25 protein-coding genes, 1 tRNA gene and 1 pseudogene are annotated in these 24,475 nt (G+C 39.4%); 21 read left to right on the forward strand and 6 right to left on the reverse strand.

Annotated elements, in window-relative coordinates:
• The first annotated feature begins 57 nt into the window (after positions 1 to 57).
• The 4 genes and pseudogenes from OOZ15_RS06515 to OOZ15_RS06530 all read left to right on the forward strand — a co-directional run bounded on the left by OOZ15_RS06515 (position 58) and on the right by OOZ15_RS06530 (position 1,529).
• A tRNA-Glu gene (locus OOZ15_RS06515) sits at positions 58 to 129 on the forward strand.
• A gap of 64 nt (positions 130 to 193) precedes the next feature.
• The gene (rpsT, locus tag OOZ15_RS06520) at positions 194 to 445 is read left to right on the forward strand and encodes a 30S ribosomal protein S20 (protein WP_265955147.1); all 252 of its coding nucleotides are present in this window, start codon (positions 194 to 196) and stop codon (positions 443 to 445) included.
• Between the two features lie 101 nt (positions 446 to 546).
• A pseudogene (locus tag OOZ15_RS06525) lies at positions 547 to 894 on the forward strand (FKBP-type peptidyl-prolyl cis-trans isomerase); the annotation flags it as partial.
• A gap of 89 nt (positions 895 to 983) precedes the next feature.
• Positions 984 to 1,529, forward strand: coding sequence for a YfiT family bacillithiol transferase (locus OOZ15_RS06530; protein ID WP_265955148.1), 546 nt, complete (start codon positions 984 to 986; stop codon positions 1,527 to 1,529).
• A 96-nt stretch (positions 1,530 to 1,625) separates the two neighbouring features.
• On the opposite strand, the gene OOZ15_RS06535 is transcribed toward OOZ15_RS06530, so the two are convergent.
• Positions 1,626 to 2,267 carry a peroxiredoxin gene (locus OOZ15_RS06535; protein WP_265955149.1) on the reverse strand — a complete coding sequence of 214 codons (642 nt, stop codon included), beginning with the start codon at positions 2,265 to 2,267 and terminating at the stop codon, positions 1,626 to 1,628.
• Positions 2,268 to 2,388: 121 nt separating this feature from the next.
• Positions 2,389 to 2,949, reverse strand: a complete 561-nt coding sequence (locus tag OOZ15_RS06540) for a thioredoxin family protein (protein ID WP_265955151.1) — start codon at positions 2,947 to 2,949, stop codon at positions 2,389 to 2,391.
• Positions 2,950 to 3,202: 253 nt separating this feature from the next.
• Between OOZ15_RS06540 and OOZ15_RS06545 the strand changes: the two genes are divergently transcribed.
• Positions 3,203 to 3,505 carry a phosphoribosylpyrophosphate synthetase gene (locus OOZ15_RS06545; RefSeq protein ID WP_265955153.1) on the forward strand — a complete coding sequence of 101 codons (303 nt, stop codon included), beginning with the start codon at positions 3,203 to 3,205 and terminating at the stop codon, positions 3,503 to 3,505.
• Positions 3,506 to 3,539: 34 nt separating this feature from the next.
• Positions 3,540 to 3,878, forward strand: a complete 339-nt coding sequence (locus tag OOZ15_RS06550) for a tRNA-binding protein (protein WP_265955155.1) — start codon at positions 3,540 to 3,542, stop codon at positions 3,876 to 3,878.
• Between the two features lie 119 nt (positions 3,879 to 3,997).
• Here OOZ15_RS06550 and OOZ15_RS06555 read toward each other — a convergent pair whose 3' ends face one another.
• Positions 3,998 to 4,381: a PUR family DNA/RNA-binding protein gene (locus tag OOZ15_RS06555; protein ID WP_265955156.1), complete on the reverse strand. Its 384-nt coding sequence runs from the start codon at positions 4,379 to 4,381 to the stop codon at positions 3,998 to 4,000.
• Positions 4,382 to 4,457: 76 nt separating this feature from the next.
• Positions 4,458 to 6,215 (reverse strand): ABC transporter ATP-binding protein, encoded by a 1,758-nt coding sequence (locus tag OOZ15_RS06560; protein WP_265955158.1) that lies wholly within the window; start codon positions 6,213 to 6,215, stop codon positions 4,458 to 4,460.
• Between the two features lie 133 nt (positions 6,216 to 6,348).
• Here OOZ15_RS06560 and OOZ15_RS06565 point away from each other — a divergent pair, with 133 nt between their 5' ends.
• The 4 genes from OOZ15_RS06565 to yajC all read left to right on the forward strand — a co-directional run bounded on the left by OOZ15_RS06565 (position 6,349) and on the right by yajC (position 9,367).
• On the forward strand, positions 6,349 to 7,452 hold the full coding sequence (locus tag OOZ15_RS06565) for a Glu/Leu/Phe/Val family dehydrogenase (RefSeq protein WP_265955160.1): 1,104 nt from the start codon (positions 6,349 to 6,351) through the stop codon (positions 7,450 to 7,452).
• 94 nt (positions 7,453 to 7,546) lie between these two features.
• Positions 7,547 to 8,488: a transcription antitermination factor NusB gene (gene nusB, locus OOZ15_RS06570; protein ID WP_265955162.1), complete on the forward strand. Its 942-nt coding sequence runs from the start codon at positions 7,547 to 7,549 to the stop codon at positions 8,486 to 8,488.
• A gap of 98 nt (positions 8,489 to 8,586) precedes the next feature.
• Positions 8,587 to 9,060 (forward strand): DUF1573 domain-containing protein, encoded by a 474-nt coding sequence (locus OOZ15_RS06575; protein ID WP_265955164.1) that lies wholly within the window; start codon positions 8,587 to 8,589, stop codon positions 9,058 to 9,060.
• A gap of 13 nt (positions 9,061 to 9,073) precedes the next feature.
• Positions 9,074 to 9,367, forward strand: a complete 294-nt coding sequence (gene yajC / locus OOZ15_RS06580; protein ID WP_265955166.1) for a preprotein translocase subunit YajC — start codon at positions 9,074 to 9,076, stop codon at positions 9,365 to 9,367.
• A 78-nt stretch (positions 9,368 to 9,445) separates the two neighbouring features.
• Here the strand turns inward: yajC and OOZ15_RS06585 are convergent, their stop codons facing one another.
• Positions 9,446 to 10,039: a YdeI/OmpD-associated family protein gene (locus OOZ15_RS06585; protein ID WP_265955167.1), complete on the reverse strand. Its 594-nt coding sequence runs from the start codon at positions 10,037 to 10,039 to the stop codon at positions 9,446 to 9,448.
• Positions 10,020 to 11,267, reverse strand: a complete 1,248-nt coding sequence (gene pepT, locus OOZ15_RS06590; RefSeq protein WP_265955169.1) for a peptidase T — start codon at positions 11,265 to 11,267, stop codon at positions 10,020 to 10,022. Before pepT ends, OOZ15_RS06585 begins: the two co-directional genes overlap by 20 nt.
• Before the next feature lie 201 nt (positions 11,268 to 11,468).
• On the opposite strand from pepT, the gene OOZ15_RS06595 reads away from it, so the two are divergent.
• The 11 genes from OOZ15_RS06595 (at position 11,469) to OOZ15_RS06645 (ending at position 24,395) form a co-directional block, all read left to right on the forward strand.
• Positions 11,469 to 12,491 carry a quinone-dependent dihydroorotate dehydrogenase gene (locus OOZ15_RS06595; protein ID WP_265955171.1) on the forward strand — a complete coding sequence of 341 codons (1,023 nt, stop codon included), beginning with the start codon at positions 11,469 to 11,471 and terminating at the stop codon, positions 12,489 to 12,491.
• Positions 12,488 to 13,108: a LysE family translocator gene (locus tag OOZ15_RS06600; protein WP_265955173.1), complete on the forward strand. Its 621-nt coding sequence runs from the start codon at positions 12,488 to 12,490 to the stop codon at positions 13,106 to 13,108. Before OOZ15_RS06595 ends, OOZ15_RS06600 begins: the two co-directional genes overlap by 4 nt.
• Positions 13,109 to 13,345: 237 nt before the next feature.
• On the forward strand, positions 13,346 to 14,005 hold the full coding sequence (locus OOZ15_RS06605) for an HAD family hydrolase (protein WP_265955175.1): 660 nt from the start codon (positions 13,346 to 13,348) through the stop codon (positions 14,003 to 14,005).
• Positions 14,005 to 14,868: a hydroxymethylglutaryl-CoA lyase gene (locus OOZ15_RS06610; RefSeq protein ID WP_265955177.1), complete on the forward strand. Its 864-nt coding sequence runs from the start codon at positions 14,005 to 14,007 to the stop codon at positions 14,866 to 14,868. The genes OOZ15_RS06605 and OOZ15_RS06610 overlap by 1 nt, the downstream gene beginning before the upstream one ends.
• 140 nt (positions 14,869 to 15,008) lie before the next feature.
• Positions 15,009 to 16,481 (forward strand): IMP dehydrogenase, encoded by a 1,473-nt coding sequence (gene guaB, locus OOZ15_RS06615; protein ID WP_265955178.1) that lies wholly within the window; start codon positions 15,009 to 15,011, stop codon positions 16,479 to 16,481.
• Between the two features lie 308 nt (positions 16,482 to 16,789).
• Positions 16,790 to 17,653: a peptidyl-prolyl cis-trans isomerase gene (locus OOZ15_RS06620; RefSeq protein ID WP_265955179.1), complete on the forward strand. Its 864-nt coding sequence runs from the start codon at positions 16,790 to 16,792 to the stop codon at positions 17,651 to 17,653.
• A 10-nt stretch (positions 17,654 to 17,663) separates the two neighbouring features.
• Positions 17,664 to 19,136, forward strand: a complete 1,473-nt coding sequence (locus OOZ15_RS06625) for a peptidylprolyl isomerase (RefSeq protein ID WP_265955180.1) — start codon at positions 17,664 to 17,666, stop codon at positions 19,134 to 19,136.
• A 6-nt stretch (positions 19,137 to 19,142) separates the two neighbouring features.
• A complete protein-coding gene (locus OOZ15_RS06630) occupies positions 19,143 to 20,096 on the forward strand; it encodes an AAA family ATPase (protein ID WP_265955182.1) in 954 nt (317 codons plus the stop codon).
• A 296-nt stretch (positions 20,097 to 20,392) separates the two neighbouring features.
• On the forward strand, positions 20,393 to 22,663 hold the full coding sequence (locus OOZ15_RS06635; RefSeq protein ID WP_265955183.1) for an aconitate hydratase: 2,271 nt from the start codon (positions 20,393 to 20,395) through the stop codon (positions 22,661 to 22,663).
• 65 nt (positions 22,664 to 22,728) lie between these two features.
• The gene (locus OOZ15_RS06640) at positions 22,729 to 23,295 is read left to right on the forward strand and encodes a TlpA family protein disulfide reductase (RefSeq protein WP_265955185.1); all 567 of its coding nucleotides are present in this window, start codon (positions 22,729 to 22,731) and stop codon (positions 23,293 to 23,295) included.
• Positions 23,296 to 23,459: 164 nt separating this feature from the next.
• Positions 23,460 to 24,395, forward strand: a complete 936-nt coding sequence (locus OOZ15_RS06645) for an NAD-dependent epimerase/dehydratase family protein (RefSeq protein ID WP_265955187.1) — start codon at positions 23,460 to 23,462, stop codon at positions 24,393 to 24,395.
• Positions 24,396 to 24,475 lie beyond the last annotated feature (80 nt).

The following is a 24,475-nucleotide window of genomic DNA, read 5'->3' on the forward strand; positions in this document are numbered from 1 at the left end:
ATTAAAATAAGGCGGATTAACCCGCTTTTCGAAAATCCCGGTAATTGTCGGGAAATTGGTCCGTTCGTCTAGGGGTTAGGACGCCAGGTTTTCATCCTGGTAACAGGGGTTCGATTCCCCTACGGACTACTATTTAAAAAATAACATGAAGAGTAGGATAAGGTTGTCCTGCAATTTGTAAAAATTAGGAAAGATGGCAAATCATAAGTCAGCATTAAAAAGAATCAGAAGAAACGAAGCAGTTCGTTTGAGAAACAAATACCAGCACAAAACTGTTCGTAATGCGATCAAGAAGCTGCGTAATACAGAAGATAAAAAACAAGCAGAAACTTTGTTGCCTTCAGTTGTTGGAATGATCGACAAATTAGCAAAGAGAAACATTATTCACGCTAACAAGGCAGGGAACTTGAAAGCTGGATTGACAAAAAGGGTAAATGCTCTTTAATTTTTGTTATTCATAAAGTATTATGGACGCTCCACCCTTGTGGGGCGTTTTTTTGTTAACCGTTAAAAAATATTTTTGATATGGAAAACGAGTTCGAATCAGCAGCCGGGTTTGAAAAAACCGAAAGCGGCTTGCTTTACAAAGTGATTCAAAAAGGTGATGGTCCTAAAGCAGAAAAAGGAAAAAATGTATCTGTACATTACAAGGGGCAATTGGAAAACGGACAAGTTTTTGATTCCTCTTACAGCAGAAACCAGCCGATTGATTTCACCTTGGGAATCGGTCAGGTTATTTCCGGTTGGGACGAAGGAATTTCCATGTCGCAAGTGGGTGATAAGGCCCGTTTTGTGATTCCGTCCCATTTGGCTTACGGTTCCAGAGGAGCCGGTGGGGTTATTCCTCCAAATGCAACACTGATTTTTGATGTGGAACTTGTTAAGGTAGGTTAACGATTTTTTAAATGTATTATTAATCCTGTTATGCTATGGTGTAACAGGATTTTTTTATCTTTCCTCTGTAAAAAAAAGCCGCTTTGAGTATGACCGAAAAAGAACTTGAACTATTGCGATATCCTATTGGGAAGTATGAAGCTCCGAAGAATATTTCAGCGAAAGATATTAAGAAGTGGATTAAAACCATTGATGACTTTCCGGACTTGCTGGAGAATCTGGTGGAGGATTTTGATGATGAGCAATTGGATACCCCATACCGTACGGGTGGATGGACCGTAAGACAGGTGATTCACCATTTGGCAGATAGCCATATAAACAGCTACATACGTTTTAAATGGGCACTTACCGAAGACAAACCACTTATCAAGGCTTATTTTGAAGATCGATGGGCGCTTCTTGAAGATGGAAAAAATGCAGACATCGATTTATCCTTAAACTTGATTGAATCGCTCCATAAACGCTGGACGGAAATGCTTAAAAATTTAACCGATGAGCAGTTGAAGCGAAGCTTTGTACATCCGAAAAGTGGTGCTGAAATTTCATTAGATAAACTCATTTCTTTATACGATTGGCATTGCAGGCATCATTATGCACATATCAAAGCTTTAGCCAAACGTGAAAAGTGGGTGTAGGTAGGGAAGAAAGGTAACAATTATTGTCATGCCGAGCCTGTCGAAGCAATTTTAAAGCAACACTTCAACAAGCTCAGTGTGACATGGTAATAAATTTTAATTCAAATTAGGCTGTGGTGTTAACCGTAAATAAGGTTTCACTTCCTTAAAGCCTTTGGTGAAAATGTTCTTAGCGTCTTCGTTAGAGACAGCCGGACTAATAACCACCTCGTCTCCGTGTTTCCAGTTTGCCGGAGTAGCTACTTTGTGATAGGCAGTCAACTGAAGTGAATCCAATACACGGATCAATTCATCAAAATTACGTCCGGTTGATGCCGGATAAGTAATCATCAGTTTAATGGTCTTATCGGGCGCAATCACATATACCGAGCGCACGGTAAGCGTGTCGTCGGCATTAGGGTGAATCATATCATACAGATTTGCGATCTTGCGATCTTCATCAGCAATGATGGGGAAATTTACACTGGTGTTTTGTGTTTCATTAATATCGTTGATCCATCCCTTGTGTGATTCAATACCATCAACGCTAAGCGCCATGACTTTGGCGTTTCGTTTTAAAAATTCATCTTTATACTTGGCTACAGTGCCCAATTCTGTTGTACAAACAGGGGTGTAATCTGCCGGGTGTGAGAATAAAATTCCCCATCCGTCTCCTAGGAAATCATAAAAATCGATTTCCCCTTCTGATGTTTGTGCCGTGAAGTTCGGCGCTTTGTCTCCTAATCGTAGTGTTGCCATCTTGGTTCTGGTTTTAATTATTACTCTACAAAGTTAGTAGATTAATAAATCAAAACCTTACCTTGAATGATAAAAGATTGTTAATTAAGATGTTGTAAGTACATAAAGTGTTTGGTACAATCTAACTTTCCTTCCATTTTATATTACACCCAATACTTGGTTTTTGGGTTTTATAGATGTTTTTACCCATACTGGCAGCATCAATCGCCGTCCTGATGTCCCTTCCGGTGATTGGGGTACTGTTCCCGGGACGTGAATCGTCAAATTGGCCTCTGTAAACCAGTTCTAAGTTTCTGTCGAATACATAAAAGTCGGGAGTACAAGCTGCATCATATGCTTTGGCCACTTCTTGGGTTTCGTCGTATAAATAAGGGAAGGTAAAGCTGTTTTCTTCAGCATTGATCTTCATCTTATCGGGAGCATCCTCAGGATAGTTCTCAGCATCATTACTGGAAATGGCTACAAAGCCTACATCTTTACCAGCATAATCCTTCGCAAGCTTAGCAATTTCCTTATTCAGATGTTTTACAAACGGGCAGTGGTTGCAAATAAACATGACAACCGTAGCCTTTTCTCCATAAACATCACTTAATTTCAACTTTTTCCCTGAAACTGTATCAGGGAGATTAAAGTTAGGCGCCTTGGTGCCAAGTGCCAACATATTACTTTCTGTTCTTGCCATGGTATATCATTTTCTTGAAAATTACAAATAAGAAATCGCATTCAAAAAGATCGGACTTACTTTTTACCCACTAAGTGTGATTTGTTATGTGCATACGCTAGCATGTAAATGTTTTTTGGGTTTTCCGCCTAATGTCTAATGTACTTTTCCTTAAATAATTTTCCCGGAATATTGTCATAAAAAATAAATTGAAACCTTGTGATCTACTTTTAAAGTTCGTAACTTATTATTTTTCAATTAAATAATGTGAAAAATGGAAAGATCGTACGAGAGTCTTTCACTGGCGATAAATGCGCTGAGGAAGGAAGGATATACCGAGGACTTCAATCTTTGTGATGCCGGAGTGGAGAACAAGACCAGGAAAACTTTGCACGAACCGGTTGATCTGAATATGATACGTTATTACAGGTTTGAAGGGAAAACAAATCCGGACGACAGCTCTGTGTTGTATGTGATAGAAACAACCAACGGAGAAAAAGGACTGTTGCTCGATGCTTATGGCGCATACAGTGGAAATATTTCAAAAGAAATGATTGATAGATTGAAAGTTAAATAGCATATTTGTTTTCCTAATCGGAAAGGAAAATGCTATGGCAGAAATCAATTGGAATGACTTTCAGCAAGTAGAGATGCGTGTGGGGACGGTTATCGAAGTCCGTGATTTTCCGGAAGCACGTAAACCGGCTTTTAAGTTGGTTGTCGATTTCGGGAAAGAGATAGGTGTTAAGAAAACCTCGGCACAGATTACAAAACGCTATAAAAAGGAAGACCTTTTAAACAGGCAGGTGATAGCTGTGGTCAATTTCCCCAAAAAGCAGATTGCCAATTTTATGAGCGAATGTTTGGTGATAGGTGCAGTGGGAGAGGGTAACGACGTGGTTTTGTTAAGCCCTGATTTTAAAGTGGAAAACGGATTGAGGATAAGTTAAAAAGAATAGGTGACTGTCTATTAAGGAATAGAAGCCATATTTGTCAGTTCGAGCGCAGTCGAGAATTAAATAACTTTCGACTGCGCTCAACCTGACAGTAGTATTTTTATAATCAATGATTAAATATCGTCAAAATCGATATCCGTAAACTTTTCTGTAGTGACTTCTTCATTAGAATCTTCACCATTTTGAGAGAAATTTTCTTTCTTAAAGTCTTTTTGATGACGTTCTGAAATTACTTCTTCTCCCTTTTCATCAATTATAAAGTCGATCATTTCTGTTAAGTTGTCCTTAAAAGCATTAAAATCTTCTTTATATAGATAAATTTTGTGTTTTTTGTAGTGGTAAGACCCGTCATCGTGTGTAAACTTTTTACTTTCAGTAATAGTTAGGTAATAATCACCTGCTTTTGTTGCCCTTACATCAAAGAAATAGGTTCTTCTTCCGGCTCTCAACACTTTAGAGAATATCTCATCTTTCTCTGCAAAACCTTTATCGCTCATAATTCCTCTAAATACTTTTTTTAATAGTTAACAGAACCAAAAGTGTGAAAAAAAATGAAATGAAACAACAAATTTTCTAGTTTTCTTTCTCGGATAATTGATTTAGGTATAACTCTTGATAGTGTCCTTTTTGGTTTATGAGTTGATTATGAGTGCCTTGCTGTATGATTTTCCCTTCTTCTAGAACAATGATTTTATCGGCATTTTTAACTGAAGAAATTCGATGACTAACAATAATCGTCGTGCTTTTTTCGGAAACTTTCTGTAAATTACTAAGGATTTCTTCTTCTGTTTCTGTATCCACAGCCGAAAGGCAATCGTCAAACAAATAGATCTTTGGTTTTTTGATGAGTGCTCTTGCGATAGACACCCGTTGTTTTTGTCCACCACTTAGTGTGATGCCCCTTTCCCCAAGAACGGTGTCATATTTTTTAGAGAATTCGATAATGTTTTGATGTACTGCAGCCTGTTCAGCCGCTTGCTCTATTTCTTCTTGTGTAGCGTATTTATTGCCAAATTTGATGTTGCTTTTTATGGAGTCTGAAAACAGGAATGCATCCTGAGGTACAGCACCGATTGCATTCCTCAGGTCCTCGAGGTTGATTTTGTCGATAGGGTGGTCGTCTATCAAGACACTCCCTGAAGATACGTCATAGAGTCTGCCTATCAGATCCAACACAGTCGATTTTCCCGAACCGGTTTTTCCAATGACACCCAGTGTTTCTCCTTGATCAATGGTGAACGAGACATTGTTTAGCGCCGTAATATTCGTATCGTCATAGGTAAAAGTCACATTTCTGAATTCAATTTTCCCTTTTATATCGGCAGGATCGTTAGTCGGACTTGCAATATTGGGTTTAATGCTTAGGAATTCGTTGATTCTTTTTTGGGAAGCTTCCGCACGTTGAACAATAGAAGTAACCCAGCCAACCGTAGCAACCGGCCATGTAAGCATGTTTACATAGATAATGAACTTCAGGATAACTCCTGTGGTTGCTATTTCACCACTTATATATTGAATACCTCCTATGTAGATCACAAAAATATTGCTTATACCGATAAGTAAAATCATTAGTGGGAAGAACCAGGCGTTTACTTTGGCCAGGGCCATGTTGGTGTTTTTCCCCTCTAAAGCTAGTGCATCTACTTGTGTTCCTATTCGGGGTTCAATACTGTAGGCTTTGATGACCGATATGCCTGAAAAAGACTCTTGTGTAAAGGTGGATAATTTGGAAAGGTATTGTTGTACCTTCGTACTTTTTTTATGCATCACCTTACTGATCTTGTAAATCAGTACAGATAAGATCGGTAACGGAATCAAGGTGTAAGCAGCGAGTTTTGGTGCTGTATAAAACATAAGGGGGATAACGCACAAAAACAGCGTGATGGTTTGTATACTGTAAAGAATAGCCGGTCCGGCATACATACGAGCCTGTCCAACATCTTCACTGATCCTGTTCATAAGGTCGCCTGTTCTGTTTTTTTTGTAGAAACCAAGGGAAAGCCTTTCGTATTGTTCGTACACTTCGTTTTTAAGGTCGAATTCGATGTATCTCGAAATGTTGATGATGGTTTGCCGCATCAAAAAAGTGAACAAAGCCGAGAGTGTGGCAGAACCTATGATGATCAAAATATAGTTTAAGAGTTTGGCTTTTACCTCGTCAAGACTTGATGCCTCTTCAAGAATAAAAGCTTCTACGGCGTCTACAGATTGCTGGATATATTCCGGTAGAACAAGCTTGAAAACGGTGGCAAGAATGGTGATAAACACCCCAACAACCAATTTCCATTTATATTTCTTAAAGAATTTGTTAATATATCTAAGCTCCTTCATTGTTTTTCTCTAGAATCAATTTTATTGATAAATCTTCAATTTTAGGGTTAAATTTAGCTTTCAAATTGAAATATTCGTATTTTTGCACATATATTTTAAGGATATTAAAATAATAAACGTAAAAAACAAATATATGGTATCAGAAATTACAGCTCCAACAGAACTTAAAAAAGTTGATCCGGTTTTCGGTCAACTTTCCTTCAACGATCATGAGCAAATAGTTTTCTGTCAGGACAAAGATACAGGATTAAAAGCAATAATAGGAATCCACAATACAGTTTTAGGTCCTGCTTTGGGTGGAACAAGGATGTGGAATTATGCCAACGAATGGGAGGCTTTAAATGATGTATTGCGTCTTTCCCGCGGAATGACCTACAAATCGGCTATCACAGGTTTAAACCTCGGTGGGGGGAAAGCCGTGATCATCGGGGATGCAAAAACCCAAAAAACACCCGAATTGATGAGACGTTTTGGTGAGTTTGTGGATTCATTAGGCGGAAAATATATCACCGCCGAAGATGTGGGTATGGAAACAGCAGATATGGATACCGTTCGTGGGGTAACTCCGTATGTAACCGGGATATCAGAAGAAAAAGGAGGTGCAGGAAACCCATCGCCAATCACTGCCTATGGTGTTTTTATGGGCATGAAAGCCGCTGTGAAATATCAATTTGGTGATGATACCCTTGAAGGAAAGAAAGTCTTGGTACAGGGTGTTGGCCATGTGGGAGAAACTTTGGTTGATCATTTGTATAACGAGGGGGCTCAGTTGTATATTTCAGATATTAACGAAGCCAAATTGGAGGAATTGAGCAAAAAATATAAAGCAACTGTTGTTGATGGCAATGAAGTCTTCAATCAGGCATTAGATGTATATGCTCCCTGTGCTTTAGGTGCTACCATCAACGATGCTACCATACACGAGATTAATGCCAAGGTAATCGCTGGTGCGGCCAACAATCAGCTTGCCGATGAAAAAGTGCATGGCGCTATCTTGAAAGAAAGGGGAATTGCTTATGCACCCGACTTTTTGATCAATGCCGGAGGGATCATCAATGTGTATGCCGAGTTGGAAGGCTATGGTAAAAAGGAGATTATCAAAAAGACTGAAAATATCTTCAATACAACCTTAGATATCTTCAATCATGCCGATACGCATAACTGTACGACACACGAAGCGGCTTTGAGCATTGCACAAAATAGAATTGATAACCGAAAATTAGCATTGAAAAAATAAGCAGGTTTACAAAATAATTTTATTTTTGCAGGGCGAAAGGGGAGAATACCTTTCGCCCTCATTTTTTTAATATAGGCAAGTAAGTTCTTTAGGCATGTTAACAAGAAGACACATCAGGGTTAAGGTAATGCAATCCATATATGCATTTGTTCAATCAAAAAACACTGATCTGGATAAAGAAGAAAAATTTTTATCGGCAAGTATGGAGAATATGTATAATCTGTACTTAAACTTATTGAGCTTGCTGGTGGAGGTTCAAAAAGTGGCTGAACAACAACAAAGGCTTTCCCAAAAAAAATACCTTGCCACCAAGGAAGAGAAAAATCCCGTTAGAAAATTCGTAGACCATCCTGTTTTACAAAAACTGACCAATGATAACATATTGGCTGAAAAACTGGCCAACCGAAAGTTGAGTTGGGAATTGGATGAAGAATATGTTAAAATTATATACAGGGCTATTGTTGAAAGTGAATTGTACAAGGAATACATAGCTGATGGGAATTCCGATTTCAAAGAAGATAAAAAGTTTTTGATCCGATTGTATCAGAAGGTTATTGCACCAAACGATAAGCTTTATGAATATATTGAAGATAAAAAATTGACGTGGATCGACGATCTTCCGTTGGTGAATACACTTTTGGTAAAAATGATGAAAAAGCTGAAACCTGATTCGCCGGAAGATTATTTCCATCCTTCTTTGTTTAAGGATGAAGACGACAAGGTATTTGCCAGTGAATTGTTCAAAAAAACCGTATTGAACGACGAGAAGATATTACAAGCCATAGAAGGAAAAACTCCAAACTGGGACACCGACCGTATTGCAGAATTGGATGCGATCTTGCTTAAAATGGCTATTTGCGAATTTTTGAAATTCCCATCCATTCCTGTGAAAGTGACCATTAATGAATATTTGGAGATTGCAAAAGAATACAGCACGCCAAAAAGCAGTATTTTCATCAATGGTATTTTGGATAAGTTGGTCAAGGAATATCAAGCAAACAATTCGTTAAATAAGTCGGGCAGAGGGTTGATGTAAAAAAATATTGCTACTTTTGACCTTGATTAAAAATAAGGAAAACCTCAAATTTGAATATTAACCACTTGTTTTTTTAAAACAGTAAAAACCTTTTAAAGATGAAAAAAGTTTTTTTGATACTAACTATAGCAGCGACAGTTAGTTTTACTTCATGTAAAGAAAACGCTGCGAATAAAGTTAAATCGGAAAATGTAGCAAAAGCCGAGCAACGTGATGAAGCAGCTAAAAGATTGCCGGTAATGACGTTTGAAGAAACAGAGTACGATTTTGGAAACATTATTCAGGGAACCCCGGTTGAAAAAACCTTTAAGTTTAAAAATACCGGAGAAGCGCCATTGATTATAACCAATGCTAAAAGTAGTTGTGGTTGTACAGTACCTGAATATCACAAGGATGAGGCAATTGCGCCGGGTGAAACAGGTGAAATTGTAGTGAAATACAATGGAAGCGGTAGAAACCAGGTGACAAAAACTGTTACTATTACTGCCAACACAGAAAAAAGAACCGAACAAATAAGAATTAAAGCCTTTGTAGAGCCAAAAGATGCTGCTGCAGGGCAACCTAAAGCGTAAATAAATAATTTTAATGGAATCACTTAATCAATTTGCACCTTTTATATTGATTTTAGCGGTGATGTATTTCTTTATGATACGTCCGCAAATCAAAAAGCAAAAACAGGAGAAAAAATTTGCACAAGAATTAAAAAGAGGTGACCGTGTGGTAACCAAAAGCGGGTTACACGGTAAAATAATAGATCTCAACAACAACGACAATACTTGTGTGATCGAAACAATGGCAGGGAAAATGAAGTTTGAGCGTTCTGCGCTTTCATTAGAACTTTCAAAAAAACTGAACGCCCCTGTAGAGAAAAAGAAATAGGCGTTCATAGCATAAAAATAAAAAAGCACCGTTTTTGCGGTGCTTTTTTTGTTGAAGCTTAGGTAAGACCTGACAGGTCTATCTTTTTTTATACTTATCATACAGCCCTTCTCCTTTTTTGATCAAAGGAATGATTTTTTCCAAACGCTTTTGCTTAGTGGCATCCCGTTTGGCCTCTAGGATATATTCATGAAATTCCCTTTGTTTGGCTTCCGTAAACAGTAAAAAAGCTTTTTTTAGTTCCTTGTCTTTAGGTAGCATTTTCGTTAGCAGTTCTGCGGAAACTGTCTTTTTCTTTTTCGGAATAATCACCTCTCGCCCTTCCTTTTGGTTTTGGATGGCTTCAAGCAAATAGGCTTTAATAAGTTTTGCGTCTATTTCACTTTCAGTATTAAACCGCCATTGTCGCATAGCTACTGTTTTCCCTTCCTGAGCGTTGATCAAGACCCTGGCTTCGTCTTTCAGTAAAGCACCGTTAAAAAACCAAAGTCCGGCATAGGATTTAAAAGCGCCCATGCCCACTACGTTTTTATTGTTGATGGTGTAGGCTGGAGCCCCCCACTTGATGGTTTCTTCCAGTTCGGTTTCCTTCAAAATACTTCGAAGTTGCTTCAGGATAGTATCCCATTCCGGGTGTTGTTCAATATAATGATTAACTGTCTTGCTCTTCATCTTTATAATGTCTTGCGGTGAGTTCGATAATCTTAACGATCACATCGGTTGCTCTTTTCATGCTTTCAATAGGAATATACTCATATTTTCCGTGGAAATTATGTCCCCCGGCAAAAATATTGGGGCAGGGTAGTCCCATGTATGAAAGCTGTGCCCCGTCTGTTCCCCCGCGAATGGGTTTTATGATCGGTTCTATATCCAATTCGAGCATAGCTTCCTCAGCAATATCCACGATATGCATGAGCGGCTCGATCTTTTCTTTCATGTTGTAGTATTGGTCTTTGATCTCCAGTTCGATGATATTGCCAAAGCGATCTATCAAGTCAGAGGTGATGCGTTCGATCAGTTCCTTTCGGGCATCAAAATTACCCCGGTCATGATCCCTGATGATTCCTTTGACTACGGCCAGTTCTACATTACCCTTGATGTCGTGGAAATGAAAGAAGCCTTCCCTGTGGAAAGTGTATTGTGGCATTTCTTTTTTAGGGATCATCGATAAAAACTCTGATGCGATCATCACGGCATTGATCATTTTTCCCTTGGCATAGCCGGGGTGAACGCTTCTTCCTTTTACGGTGAGCGTTACACCTGCCGCATTAAAATTCTCATATTCCAATTCCCCTATTTGGGAGCCATCCATGGTATAGGCCCAGGCGGCATTAAATTTTTTGACATCAAATTTGTGGGCACCACGACCTATTTCTTCATCCGGGGTAAAGGCTACGCGTACATCGCCGTGGTGGATATGCGGATTGTTGATGAGGTATTCCATAGCGGTTACGATCTCGGCTATGCCGGCTTTATCATCGGCACCGAGTAGGGTGGTGCCATCGGTAGTGATAAGTGCTTGACCTTTGTATTGTTTGAGATCAGTAAATTGGTCTGGTGACATCACAATATCTTTTTCGACGTTCAGGACAATATCCTTTCCGTCGTAACTTTCAATAATCTGCGGATTAACATGAGTCCCACTGTAGTCGGGAGAAGTGTCAAAATGTGAAATAAAACCAATGGTAGGTACTTTTCGTTCCATATTGGAAGGCAAAGTGGCCATGATATAGGCATTTTCGTCTATATTGACGTCCTGCATCCCGATAGCTTTGAGTTCTTCCACCAATTTATTGGCTAAGTCCCATTGTTTTTCTGTACTTGGGGTGGTTTTGCTGTTGGGGTCAGACTGTGTGTCGATCTTTACATAGCCTATAAAACGATCTACAATGTTTTGCATAGCGTAAAACTAGTTTTTCTCAAAAATAGCATTTATTAATAAGTTTCAAAGTTGAAAGTCCATAAATGCTGATTTTAGGATTTAGTACTTGTCCCTAGACTTCGATGTGGAATTTGTTTAATACCCACTATCCACAAAACACCAACCAGCATCTTAATACTCCGCACTATTTTACTATTTTTGCCCAAACAAGATCAATTCATGTACAAATTCATTATACGCCCCATACTTTTCCTTTTCGACCCTGAAAAAGTGCATCATTTTACTTTTTCTGCACTTAAGATATTCAATATAATACCTGGCGTTCCGGCTTTGATCCGTTCCCGTTATGTGGTTGATGATAAGCGACTGGAGCGTGAAGTCTTTGGCTTGAAATTCAGGAACCCTGTAGGCTTAGCAGCCGGCTTTGATAAGGATGCAAAATTGTACAATCAACTGCATAATTTTGGTTTTGGTTTTATTGAAATAGGGACATTGACGCCCAAAGGACAACCCGGGAACCCCAAAAAAAGATTGTTTAGGCTGAAAGCTGATAAAGCTATCATCAACCGAATGGGCTTTAATAATGGGGGCGTGGAAAAAGCTGTAAAACGTTTGAAAAAGAATAAAGGTGTATTGATCGGGGGAAACATTGGTAAAAACAAAGTGACACCCAATGAAAATGCCGCTGACGATTATACGGTTTGTTTTGAAGCGCTTTATCCGTATGTGGATTATTTTGTGGTGAATGTAAGTTCACCCAACACACCCAACCTTAGAGCTTTACAAGATAAGGAACCTTTGACTGCCCTTCTGAAAGAATTGCAGGCCCTGAATGCTGAAAAACCTGTTGCTAAACCTATACTTTTAAAGATTGCACCCGATCTGACTGACGAACAACTTTTGGATATTATCGATATTGTAAAAGAAACCAAAATAGCTGGAGTGATTGCCACCAACACCACTATTGGTAGGGAGGGATTGACTTCTGAAAACAAGGAAGAAACCGGAGGTTTAAGTGGAAAACCATTAACACGGCGATCTACGAAAGTGATTAAATTTCTGTCAGACAAAAGCGAAGGTGCTTTCTCAATTATTGGAGTCGGGGGTATCCACAGTGCACAAGACGCAGTCGATAAACTAAATGCCGGGGCCTCTTTGGTACAGGTCTACACCGGATTTATTTACGAAGGGCCTTCCCTTGTGAAAAAAATAAACAAAGCAATTCTAAAAGTCTGGTTTTGAATTGGGAAATCCTATACGCTTTTATCATTTCAACAGCAGTTTTGGCGGCTTCTCCCGGACCGGATAATATTTATGTGCTTATGCAAAGCATGGTACATGGAGTAAAAAACGGCTTGGCTACTGTCGCCGGATTGATGACCGGGTGTTTGATCCATGCCACTTTGGTGGCTTTTGGGGTGTCTGTCTTGATAAAGCAGATTCCGATTTTGTTTACAGTCTTAAAAACAGTCGGAGCACTATATTTGCTCTTTTTGGCATACAAAGCATATGGGAGCAGCGATGACATCCGTTTAGAGAATGGAAACCTTCCTCAAAAAACATATAAGGCACTTTTTGTACAGGGCTTTTTTATGAATGTCCTAAACCCAAAGGTGTCCATCTTTTTTCTTGCCTTTTTTCCGGGGTTTTTGTTTAGCGAAACCATGAATACCGTAGTTCAGTTTTATGTGCTGGGCGGAATTTTTATCGTGGTTTCTTTTGTAATCTTTTCTTCAGTTGCCTTGCTCGCAGGAAAAATATCCGGTTATTTAAAAGCACATAAAAATACAGGCCGTATTCTTAAATGGTTACAGATTATTGTTTTTGTAGGGATAGCCGCTCTTTTGTTCTTCGGATGATTGAATTTTGGGTTTGAGGATTGAATATTTGCCCACTGTTTACTATTTATTGAAAAATGGCATAACTTCATAACAAAAATGCTTCGACAGACTCAGGATGACATCTCGTTTTATTCCCGACAACCAGTCCCCCGATTTGCTCAATTACCCAGTTAACCAATTCTCCTTTTTGAAGTTTGAAATTAATGCTTGTGAAAGCTGTTTAGGTTGTTTACCTTTGATTTAAACGAACTAATTTTGATTAAGGATCATTTTATTTTTGATATGGATGGGGTTCTTGTGGACAGTGAGCCCGTACATCAACAAATATTAAACAAGGTTTTTGACGAACTGAATTTGGAGTTTTCCGTAGACTACCACCATACACTTGTCGGTATGGCGGCTGTGCCCATGTGGGGGAAAATAAGGAATGACTTTGGGATAAGTATCGATGCTAACGAACTCGTGTCTTTTCACAAGGAAATGTTCTTTGCGGAGACCGAAAATATAAAAGTGCCTCCGGTAAATGGAGTGTTGGACTTTCTAAAACGTTTGGAAACTTTGAACTTTAATATCTCTCTGGCCTCATCATCACCGGTAAAGCTCATCAACCGTTTTGTAGATGAATTGGCAGTAAGGTCGAGTTTCGATTATTTAGTAAGTGGAGAAGAGGTAGGACGCAGTAAACCCTTTCCGGATATTTTTTTTAAGGTATCAGAAAAGTATAATGTAGACCCTTCCCGGTTTTTGGTTATTGAAGACAGTCATAATGGTGTAAAAGCAGCAAAGGCGGCTGGAATGACTTGCATCGGTTATCAAAATCCGAATTCCGGGAACCAAGACCTTTCGGCAGCTGATTATATTGTTAATGATTTTTCTGATATGGATATTCAAAAAATCAAAGAAATAGCTTCTTGATGGAGTCCTTGAAAGTCATAGAATGCCCACGGGATGCTATGCAAGGGATAAAAACCTTTATTCCAACTGAAAAGAAGGTACAATACATCCAGGCTTTGTTACGATGTGGTTTCGACACCATAGATTTTGGAAGTTTTGTATCGCCTAAAGCCATTCCGCAGATGGTAGATACAGCAGAAGTCTTGGCAAATCTTGATCTCTCGCAAACAGAAAGCAAGCTTTTGGCAATCGTTGCCAATGTTCGCGGAGCGGTGGACGCTTGTAAACACCCGGAAATCGATTATTTGGGCTATCCTTTTTCCATTTCAGAGAATTTTCAGATGCGGAATACCCATAAAACCATAGCCGAAAGTACAGTGGTGCTTTCAGAAATCCTGGATAATGCCTTTAAGGTCAATAAAAAAGTGGTTGCCTATTTGTCCATGGGGTTTGGAAATCCTTATGGAGATCCGTGGAATGTAGATATTGTGGGCGAATGGACAGAGAAATTATCAGCGATGGGAATTGAAATATTGTCGCTTTCCGATACCGTGGGGACATCAACACCGGAAACCATTGACTATTTGTTTTCCAATTTGATTCCCAAATATCCGAAGATAGAGTTTGGGGCACATTTGCATACCACTCCCACTACGTGGTTTGAAAAGGTAGATGCAGCTTATAAAGCCGGTTGTAGGAGATTCGACGGAGCCATTCAGGGGTTTGGGGGTTGCCCAATGGCAACAGACGAACTTACGGGGAATATGCCGACTGAAAAATTACTCTCCTATGCCACTTCCGCGAAGGTTAACAGCGGTGTAAAAGCAATGGACTTTGAAAGTGCTTATAATGAATCGATTAAGATTTTTAGCAATTATTATTGATTTTCAAGTTTTCATGATTTTTATCGCGGTTTTTGGAGATATTTTGAGGGGAGGGTTAAGATATTCATAAAATGAGAAATAAGCTCATTCTAAACAAAAAAAGCAGTATATTTGCGTGCAACTAAATTAGAAGTTGCAATATGGAAGCTCACAATGCAAAGTTTGTTGGCGAAGGTTTAACTTATGACGACGTTCTTCTCGTACCAAATTATTCTGAAGTTTTACCACGCGAAGTCAACATTCAAACGAAATTCACAAGAAATATTACGATCAACGTACCAATTGTCTCTGCGGCAATGGATACGGTTACCGAAAGCCGAATGGCTATCGCAATAGCGAGAGAAGGAGGTATTGGTGTTTTACACAAAAACATGACTGCGGAAGAGCAGGCGCTTAAAGTGAGAAAGGTAAAGCGTGCCGAAAGCGGAATGATTATCGATCCGGTGACGCTTCCATTATCAGCTAAAGTAGAAGATGCAAAGGATAATATGCGCGAGCACAGCATTGGTGGAATTCCTATTGTAGATGGTAATGGTTTTTTAAAAGGAATCGTGACCAATCGTGACCTTCGTTTTGAAAAAGATAATGATCGTCCTATTGTGGAAGTGATGACAAGCGAAAATCTTGTCACTGCTGCCGAAGGGACATCGCTAAAGGATGCTGAAGAAATCCTTCAGCAACATAAAATTGAAAAACTTCCTGTGGTAGATAAGGATAACAAACTTATCGGGCTTATTACCTTCCGTGATATCACTAAACTTACCCAAAAACCTATAGCCAATAAAGATAAATTTGGACGATTAAGGGTTGCCGCAGCCATTGGAGTTACCGGCGATGCGGTAGACCGTGCTACGGCTTTGGTAAACTCGGGAGTAGATGCAGTTGTGATTGATACGGCTCACGGACATACCCGGGGTGTTGTTACCATATTGAAAGAAGTAAAAAAAGCATTTCCGAACCTTGAGGTTGTAGTTGGAAATATCGCTACGCCAGAGGCAGCAAAATATTTGGTTGAAAACGGGGCTGATGCTGTAAAAGTTGGAATCGGACCGGGATCTATTTGTACTACACGTATCGTTGCCGGAGTTGGGTTTCCACAATTTTCAGCAGTATTGGAAGTGGCTGCAGCCTTGAAAGGTTCTGGAGTTCCGGTGATTGCTGATGGCGGAATCCGATACACTGGTGATATTCCAAAAGCAATTGCAGCGGGAGCCGATTGTGTGATGCTGGGGTCGCTATTGGCAGGAACCAAAGAATCGCCCGGAGAAACCATTATTTACGACGGAAGAAAATTTAAATCCTACCGCGGAATGGGTTCTGTGGAAGCCATGAGAAAAGGAAGTAAAGATCGTTATTTCCAAGATGTGGAGGACGATATCAAGAAATTGGTACCCGAAGGAATTGTAGGACGCGTACCATACAAAGGTGAGCTTTATGAAAGTATGCATCAGTTTATTGGCGGACTAAGAGCCGGAATGGGGTATTGTGGTGCAGACAGCATTCAGAAATTAAAAGAAAACGGCCGTTTTGTTAAAATCACTTCCAGTGGAATTCACGAAAGCCACCCACATGATGTCACCATTACCAAGGAAGCGCCAAATTACAGTAGATAAGCAAGTTTTTTAAACTTTTGAATAAATTTTTAGACAGCCATTCCAAATAAAATAAAAGGAATGGCTGTGCTTTTTTCTTATAAACCCCATATCAATTTAAGCTAACGTAATGGGGCTAGGATATTTGAGTATATATCTTAAAAAAATGATATTCTTTACGTTAGCAAGTGTTAAATTAAAATTTAAATAAAATAATAAGTCATAATGTGCTGTTAAGTATCTTATAGCGCTGTTAAAAAGCTTGACTTATATGGCCTAATTGTTATTTTTGTCCGAATTAAAGCCCAGGCTTTAAGAATTAACTGAGAATGCGGAATAATATTATCATAGTTTTTGTTTTGTTCTTGTTTGTTTCCTGTGGGTTGAATTCCGGAGAGGAAGAAAACGCAGTAGCAAGAGTAGGAGAGACTTATTTATTGGAAGCTGAAGTGGGAAAATTGCTGGATGAAAAAACATCCAAGGACGATAGTATAATAATAGTAAACCATTATATTAGAAATTGGGCACAACAGCAAATACTGCTGGAAAGGGCACAAATGAATTTGCCGGAAATAAAGCAGTCTGAGTTTGAAGCGCTGGTCAGACAATATAAGGCAGACCTCTATTCCAATGCCTACAAGGAAGCCCTGGTGTCTCAGTCGATGGACACTGCTGTGTCTGATGAGGTTCTCGAGGCGTATTACGAAGAAAATAAGGTTAATTTTAAGTTGAATGAAGATTTGCTAAGATTGAGGTACATCAATGTTGCCAAAGATTATACCGAACTAAATGCCGTACGGAATGCCTTCAGAAGATATAATGAACAAGACAAAGCTTATTTGTATAATTCTACACTTAAGTTTAAGTCTTATTCTTTCGAAGATTCCACTTGGGTAAAATCATCGAATGTTATTAAGCAAATTCCGGGACTTAATACTGATAACAGTCATCGATACCTAAAAAAATCATATTTTTTTGAGCTTTCCGATTCTTTAGAAGTATATTTGGTGATTGTTAATGAAGTGCTTGGCCGTAGTGAAACGGCTCCTTTGGAATACGTAAAGCCTACGGTGAGAAAGATTATCTTGAACAAGAGAAAACTTGAATTTATCAGAAACCTTGAGAAAGACCTTTTGGATGAAGCCACTCGTAATAAAGAGTTTGAAATATTTGATGAGAAGAAAAAGCAGTAAAAATATTGAGATGAAGAAAATATTGTATATAGCGGGATGTTTGTTGATGGGTGTTGTAAGTCCGCTTATGGCACAAGAAGAAGAAACAGTCGATACATTGACAACCACCACCATAAACGAACTGGTGGTTGATGTTGATAATAATGAATCCATAGTTGATACTGCTGTTAAGGCTGTGGATACTGTCACGACCCAGACCATGCGTGAAAAAGTGGATGGGGTTTCTGCGGTAGTAGGGGATTATGTGATTCTGGAATCAGATATCGATAAGAGTTTTATCGATATGCAAACACAAGGGGTTTCCATAAAAAATATTACCCGTTGTCAGGTATTGGGAAGATTAATGGAAGATAAGCTCTATGCCCACCAAGCTGTTCAGGACAGTATCCTGATTTCAGATGCGGAGGTAAACGCAACTGTCGATCGACAGTTGAATTTCTTAGTGAGTGAAATTGGCTCTATGGAGAAAGTGTTGACGTTTTACCGCAAGGAAGATGAGCAAAGTTTTAGGGAGGAGTTATTCGATATCGTTAAAGCACAGCAATTATCGCAAAGAATGCAAGCGAAAATTGTGGAGGAGATCGAAATCACTCCGGAAGAGGTAAGACAATGGTATAACAAACTTTCAGAAGATGAATTGCCGGTATTTGGTGATGAGGTAGAGATCGCTCAAATCGTAAAAATCCCGGAACCGAGTGAGGCAGAAATTGAAAAAACGATCAATAAACTGAAAGAATACAAACGCGATGTCGAGGAGAATGGTTCGAGTTTTGCTATCAAGCAGACCTTATATTCTGATGATCCTGGAAAATCTCAAAACAATGGGATTATTAAGCTCTCCAAGAATAGTGGATTTGTTCAGGAATTCAAAGATGTTGCTTTCAGTACAAAAGAAGGAGAAATATCAGAGCCTTTTAAATCGGAGTTTGGGTATCATATCATTTACGTAGAAAGGATAAGAGGACAGGAACGCGATGTGAGACATATTTTATTGCGTCCGGAAATTTCTAATGAGGCTATTGAAGAAACCAAACAAGAATTGGATAGCATCCGTGCCAAAGTGATGGCTGGTGAATTTACCTTTGCCGAAGCGGCGAGGAATTTTTCAGATCAAAAAGAAACCCGTTTTGACGGAGGGGTGTTGCGTAATCCGGAGACATTCGATACCAAATTCGAGTTGACCAAGATGGATCCCACACTTTACAGTCAGATAAGCAATTTGCAAGGGGATGAGATATCTCAACCCTTGGAGGAGGAGACGCGTACCGGAGTTCAGTTTAAATTGTTGAAAATAATAAACCGTTATAAATCGCATAAGGCAGATTATTCGCAAGATTACGTTAAGATTAAGGAGTTGGCCCTAAGGGAAAAACAGATCGACGAAATTGCTAAATGGATGGACGAGAAGATAAAGGAAACCTACATCAATGTAGCTCCGGATAGCAGGGATTGTGACTTTGCGAATAACTGGCTAAAAAAATAAGTTTGAATGTCCGACGTTACCGCTGTAGAAAATCTGGTTAAAAAACACACTGCCCTAAAACAAGAAATTGCAAAAGTAATCATTGGACAGGAGCAGGTGATCGACGAGATCCTATTGTCGATCTACTCAGGAGGTCATGCCCTTTTGATAGGAGTCCCCGGTTTGGCAAAAACCTTGATGGTAAACACCATCGCTACAGCTTTAGGACTCAAATTTAAAAGAATTCAATTTACACCCGATTTGATGCCCAGTGATATCCTCGGGAGTGAGATACTGGATAATAACCGGGAATTTAAATTCCTGAAAGGACCGGTCTTTGCCAATATTATTTTGGCAGATGAGATCAACAGAACACCTCCCAAGACGCAATCGGCTTTGCTTGAAGCTATGCAGGAACGTGCTGTGACGGTTGCGGGGAATCACTATAAACTGGATCTGCCTTATTTTGTTTTGGCTACACAAAACCCGATCGAACAGGAAGGAACCTATCCTTTACCGGAGGCGCAATTAGACCGTTTTATGTTTGCTATCGAACTTGATTATCCTTCTTTTGAAGAAGAAGTAGAGGTGGTAAAAGCAACAACAGCAGACGAAGTACAGGGAGTAAATCCCTTGTTCACAGCAAACGAAATTATAGATATCCAACATTTGGTACGGCGCGTACCGGTAGCGGATAATGTGGTGGAATACACCGTGAAATTGGTGGGAAAAACAAGGCCGGGGAGTGAACTCGCCACCGAAATGGTAAATCATTACGTAGATTGGGGAGCGGGGCCACGTGCTTCACAAAACCTCATATTGGCAGCAAAAGCCCATGCAGCAATCAATGGGAAATACTCTCCCGATATTGAAGATATTCAAGCAGTAGCATTCGGGATTTTAAGACATCGGGTTTTAAAAAACTACAAAGCCGATGCTGAAGGCATTTCCGTAGAAAAGATCATTAGTTCGCTTTTTTAACGAATTTATGCCCATACGCCGGAAACACGGTGTTAAGAATACACTATTTTTTTAACAAAATCATACTTCTTTGACCCTCAATCAACTTGGTTTTTTGTAAAGATGTTTTTAAAAAACACTAAAATTGATTGAATCCTAAAAAACACCCTTTTTTATTGAATTAATGGGGGGCGGGCGTATGTTTTAATGATTATTTTCAAAAAAATCTTTTGTAGATGAATGTTTTCTTAAAAACTTTAATAACTCTGTGGTTTTTCGTAATTTCGCAGGACTTTCAATTTAAATAAAATACAAATATGGCTTTTGATATTGATATGATAAAGGAGGTCTATGCTTCCATGGCAGAACGGGTTGACAAAGCTCGTGAGCTTACCGGCAAGCCGTTGACCTTATCAGAAAAAATACTTTATTCCCACTTGTGGAATGGTAACCCAACCAAATCTTTTACCAGAGGAAAGGATTATGTTGATTTTGCTCCCGACAGAATTGCTTGTCAGGATGCGACTGCGCAAATGGCACTTTTACAATTTATGCATGCAGGAAAGCCAAAAGTGGCTGTACCAACTACAGTGCATTGTGACCACTTGATCCAGGCAAAAGTAGGGGCAAGTGCCGATTTGAAGCGTGCCAATGAAACAAGTAATGAAGTGTTCGATTTCCTCGAATCAGTATCAAATAAATACGGTATTGGTTTCTGGAAACCAGGAGCCGGGATTATTCACCAAGTGGTACTTGAAAATTATGCCTTCCCCGGAGGGATGATGATCGGAACTGACTCTCACACTGTGAATGCAGGTGGATTGGGAATGGTAGCCATTGGTGTTGGTGGTGCAGATGCCGTTGATGTTATGGCAGGAATGCCGTGGGAACTTAAATTCCCTAAATTGATCGGAGTAAAACTTACCGGAAAATTATCCGGATGGACTGCTCCTAAAGATGTGGTTTTGAAAGTGGCGGGAATCCTTACCGTGAAAGGTGGAACCGGAGCCATTGTTGAATATTTTGGTGAAGGAGCAACTTCAATGTCCTGTACCGGAAAAGGAACCATTTGTAATATGGGAGCTGAGGTAGGAGCTACGACTTCTACTTTTGGATATGATGAGTCGATGGACAGATACCTTAGAGCGACTGATAGGGCCGATGTAGCCGATGCCGCTAATGAAGTAAAAGAATATCTGACTGCTGATGCTGAAGTGTATGCCAACCCTGAGCAATATTTTGACGAAGTAATCGAAATTAACCTTTCAGAATTAGAGCCTCACTTAAACGGGCCGTTTACGCCGGATTTGGCTACGCCAATCTCAAAAATGAAAGAAGCTGCCAAAAAGAACGACTGGCCTCTAAAAGTGGAGTACGGACTTATAGGTTCTTGCACCAACTCTTCTTATGAAGATATTTCAAGGGCAGCTTCACTGGCAAAACAAGTGTCTGATAAAAAATTAAAGACAAAATCAAACTTTACGATCACACCGGGATCCGAGCAGGTGCGATACACTATCGAAAGAGATGGATTTATTGACACTTTCGATAAAATCGGTGCCACGGTATTTGCGAATGCTTGTGGGCCTTGTATCGGTATGTGGGATCGTTATGGTGGAAATAAAGATGATCAAGATAAAAACACTATCGTTCACTCTTTCAACAGAAACTTTGCGAAAAGAGCCGATGGAAACCCAAATACAATGGCATTTGTAGGATCTCCTGAATTGGTGACTGCAATCGCTATTTCTGGTCGATTGGATTTCAATCCGCTTACAGATAAATTGATTAATGAAGATGGAGAAGAAGTAATGCTTGACGAACCAAGAGGTTATGAATTGCCTCCTGAAGGGTTTGCTGTTGAAGATGCAGGTTATGTTGCTCCTGCTAAAGATGGTAGCGGTGTGCAAATAGCAGTTGCCGACACCTCTGAGCGTTTGCAGCTATTATCACCGTTCGCTCCTTGGGATGGTAAGAACATTACAGGGGCTAAATTGTTGATCAAAGCATTTGGCAAGTGTACCACAGACCACATTTCTATGGCCGGGCCATGGTTGCGTTTCCGTGGACACTTAGACAATATTGCCAACAACACATTAATTGGAGGTGTAAATGCTTACAACCAGAAAACCAACTTTGTTAAAAATCAGTTGACAGGGGAGTATGGAGGTGTTCCGGATGTACAACGTGAATACAAAGCTGCAGGAGTGTCTACAGTAGTAGTAGGAGACCACAACTATGGAGAAGGGTCTTCTCGTGAGCACGCGGCGATGCAACCACGTCATTTGGGAGTAAAAGTGGTATTGGTAAAATCGTTTGCTCGTATTCACGAAACAAACCTTAAAAAACAAGGGATGTTAGCTTTGACCTTTGCAAATGAAGCAGATTACGATAAAATTCAAGAAGATGATACTTTCAACTTTGTGGATTTGGAGAACTTTGCGCCTGATACGCCGATAACCATCGAATTGGTTCACGCAGACGGTTCAAAAGATACGATTATAACAAACCATACATATAATGAAGGACAAATAGCATGGTATAAAGCAGGATCTGCATTAAACCTTATTAAAGCACAAAATGCTTAAAAAACTTTGTAGGTAATTGAAAAAACTCCCGACTTATATCGGGAGTTTTTTTATGGAACAAATCGATGAAACTAAACAAAAACAAAATATTCAATCTATTACTCTTGGTAGTCATAGGTTTGATGTTTTTTCCTCCGGCCGATAGCAAATGGAATCTGAAGGTACATTTAAACAGGCTGTTTTCCTTTAGTCCATCGGTGGAAAAATTTGAAGACAGGAAAGTCTTAAGCGACTATCAATGGTCATTGATGAGCCTGGATGGGCAAAAGTATAGTTTTGAGAAGACTAAGGATAAGGTGGTTTTGGTCAACTTATGGGCTACTTGGTGTCCGCCTTGTGTAGCAGAAATGCCTTCCTTCCAGAAATTGTACAATGACTATAAGGATCGAGTAGCATTTTTGTTTGTCACCAATGAGGATCCGGAAAAAGCCCGTACCTTTCTAGAGAAGAACGCTTATGATCTCCCGGTCTATATCGCACTTGAAAAAGGTCCGGAACAAATACATTCTACTTCAATCCCCGCTAGCTATCTGATCGGTAAAAACGCTAAGATCGTGATCGATGAAAAAGGGGCGGCGGATTGGAATAGTGATAAGCTAAGGGCGATCATAGACCAACTTTTGGAAGAATGATTTGTAGTATTAAGCTGTAATTTAATCAGTTATATCCTTGGGGCAATATCTTGTAAAAAACTTTGATTTATTTTAATTTCTCTAAAAAAATTAAAGATATTTGCGAATATGAAAATTATAGGTTTTCAAAAGGCAGTTTTATTACCAATTTTTTAATCTGTTAGATGGAAAAAATATTGATTACCGGTGCGGGAGGGCAATTAGGCTCTGAGTTAACAATCGCTTTGGCAGAGGAATATGGAGCGGATGCCATCATCGCAACTGATATTAACGAAAAAGCAAAAGAAAAGTTTGATTATTGCACTTTCGAGTTGTTGGATGTGTTGGATAGTGAACGTATGACGAAACTGGTAAAAGATTATCAAGTAACGCAGATATACCATTTGGCAGCTATTTTGTCGGCTGTTGGGGAGAAAAAACCGCTTTTCACATGGAAGCTGAATATGGATAGTCTGCTTCACGTTTTGGAGTTGGCAAAAGACGGTTTGATTCAAAAGGTGTATTGGCCTTCGTCTATTGCGATATTCGGAACACATACACCGATCGAGAACACCCCGCAACATACCGTAATGGATCCCACTACGGTCTATGGAATTTCAAAATTGGCCGGAGAACGTTGGTGTGAGTACTATCATCAAAAATATGGAGTTGATGTACGCAGTTTGCGCTATCCGGGATTGATTGGTTATAAATCTGCTGCCGGAGGTGGAACTACAGATTATGCCGTAAATATCTACAGATCGGCTATAAGTGGGGAAACTTTTGAGTGTTTTTTAGAGGAAGACACATACTTACCCATGATGTACATGCCTGATGCTATTAAAGCCACACTACAATTGATGAAAGCCCCGAAAGAGGATATCAGTATCCGTTCTTCCTATAATATATCAGCTATTAGCTTTTCACCTGCTGATATTTATCAAAGTATAAAAAAACACTATCCGGATTTCAGAATCAGTTATAAACCTGATTTTAGACAAAAGATTGCAACTTCATGGCCCGATAGTATCGATGATACACAAGCGCGATTGGATTGGGATTGGCAAAATGATTTTGACCTTGATAAAATGACCGCCGATATTTTGAAGCATATTGCTTAAAAGACATGTCGGCTAATAAATAAAAAAGAGGTTGTCTAAAAAGATTGTTTTTTGTCAGTTCGAGCGCAGTCGAGAACTAA

Origin of the sequence: Galbibacter kalidii, assembly GCF_026241135.1 — a bacterium.
Classification (GTDB): Bacteria; Bacteroidota; Bacteroidia; order Flavobacteriales; family Flavobacteriaceae; genus Galbibacter.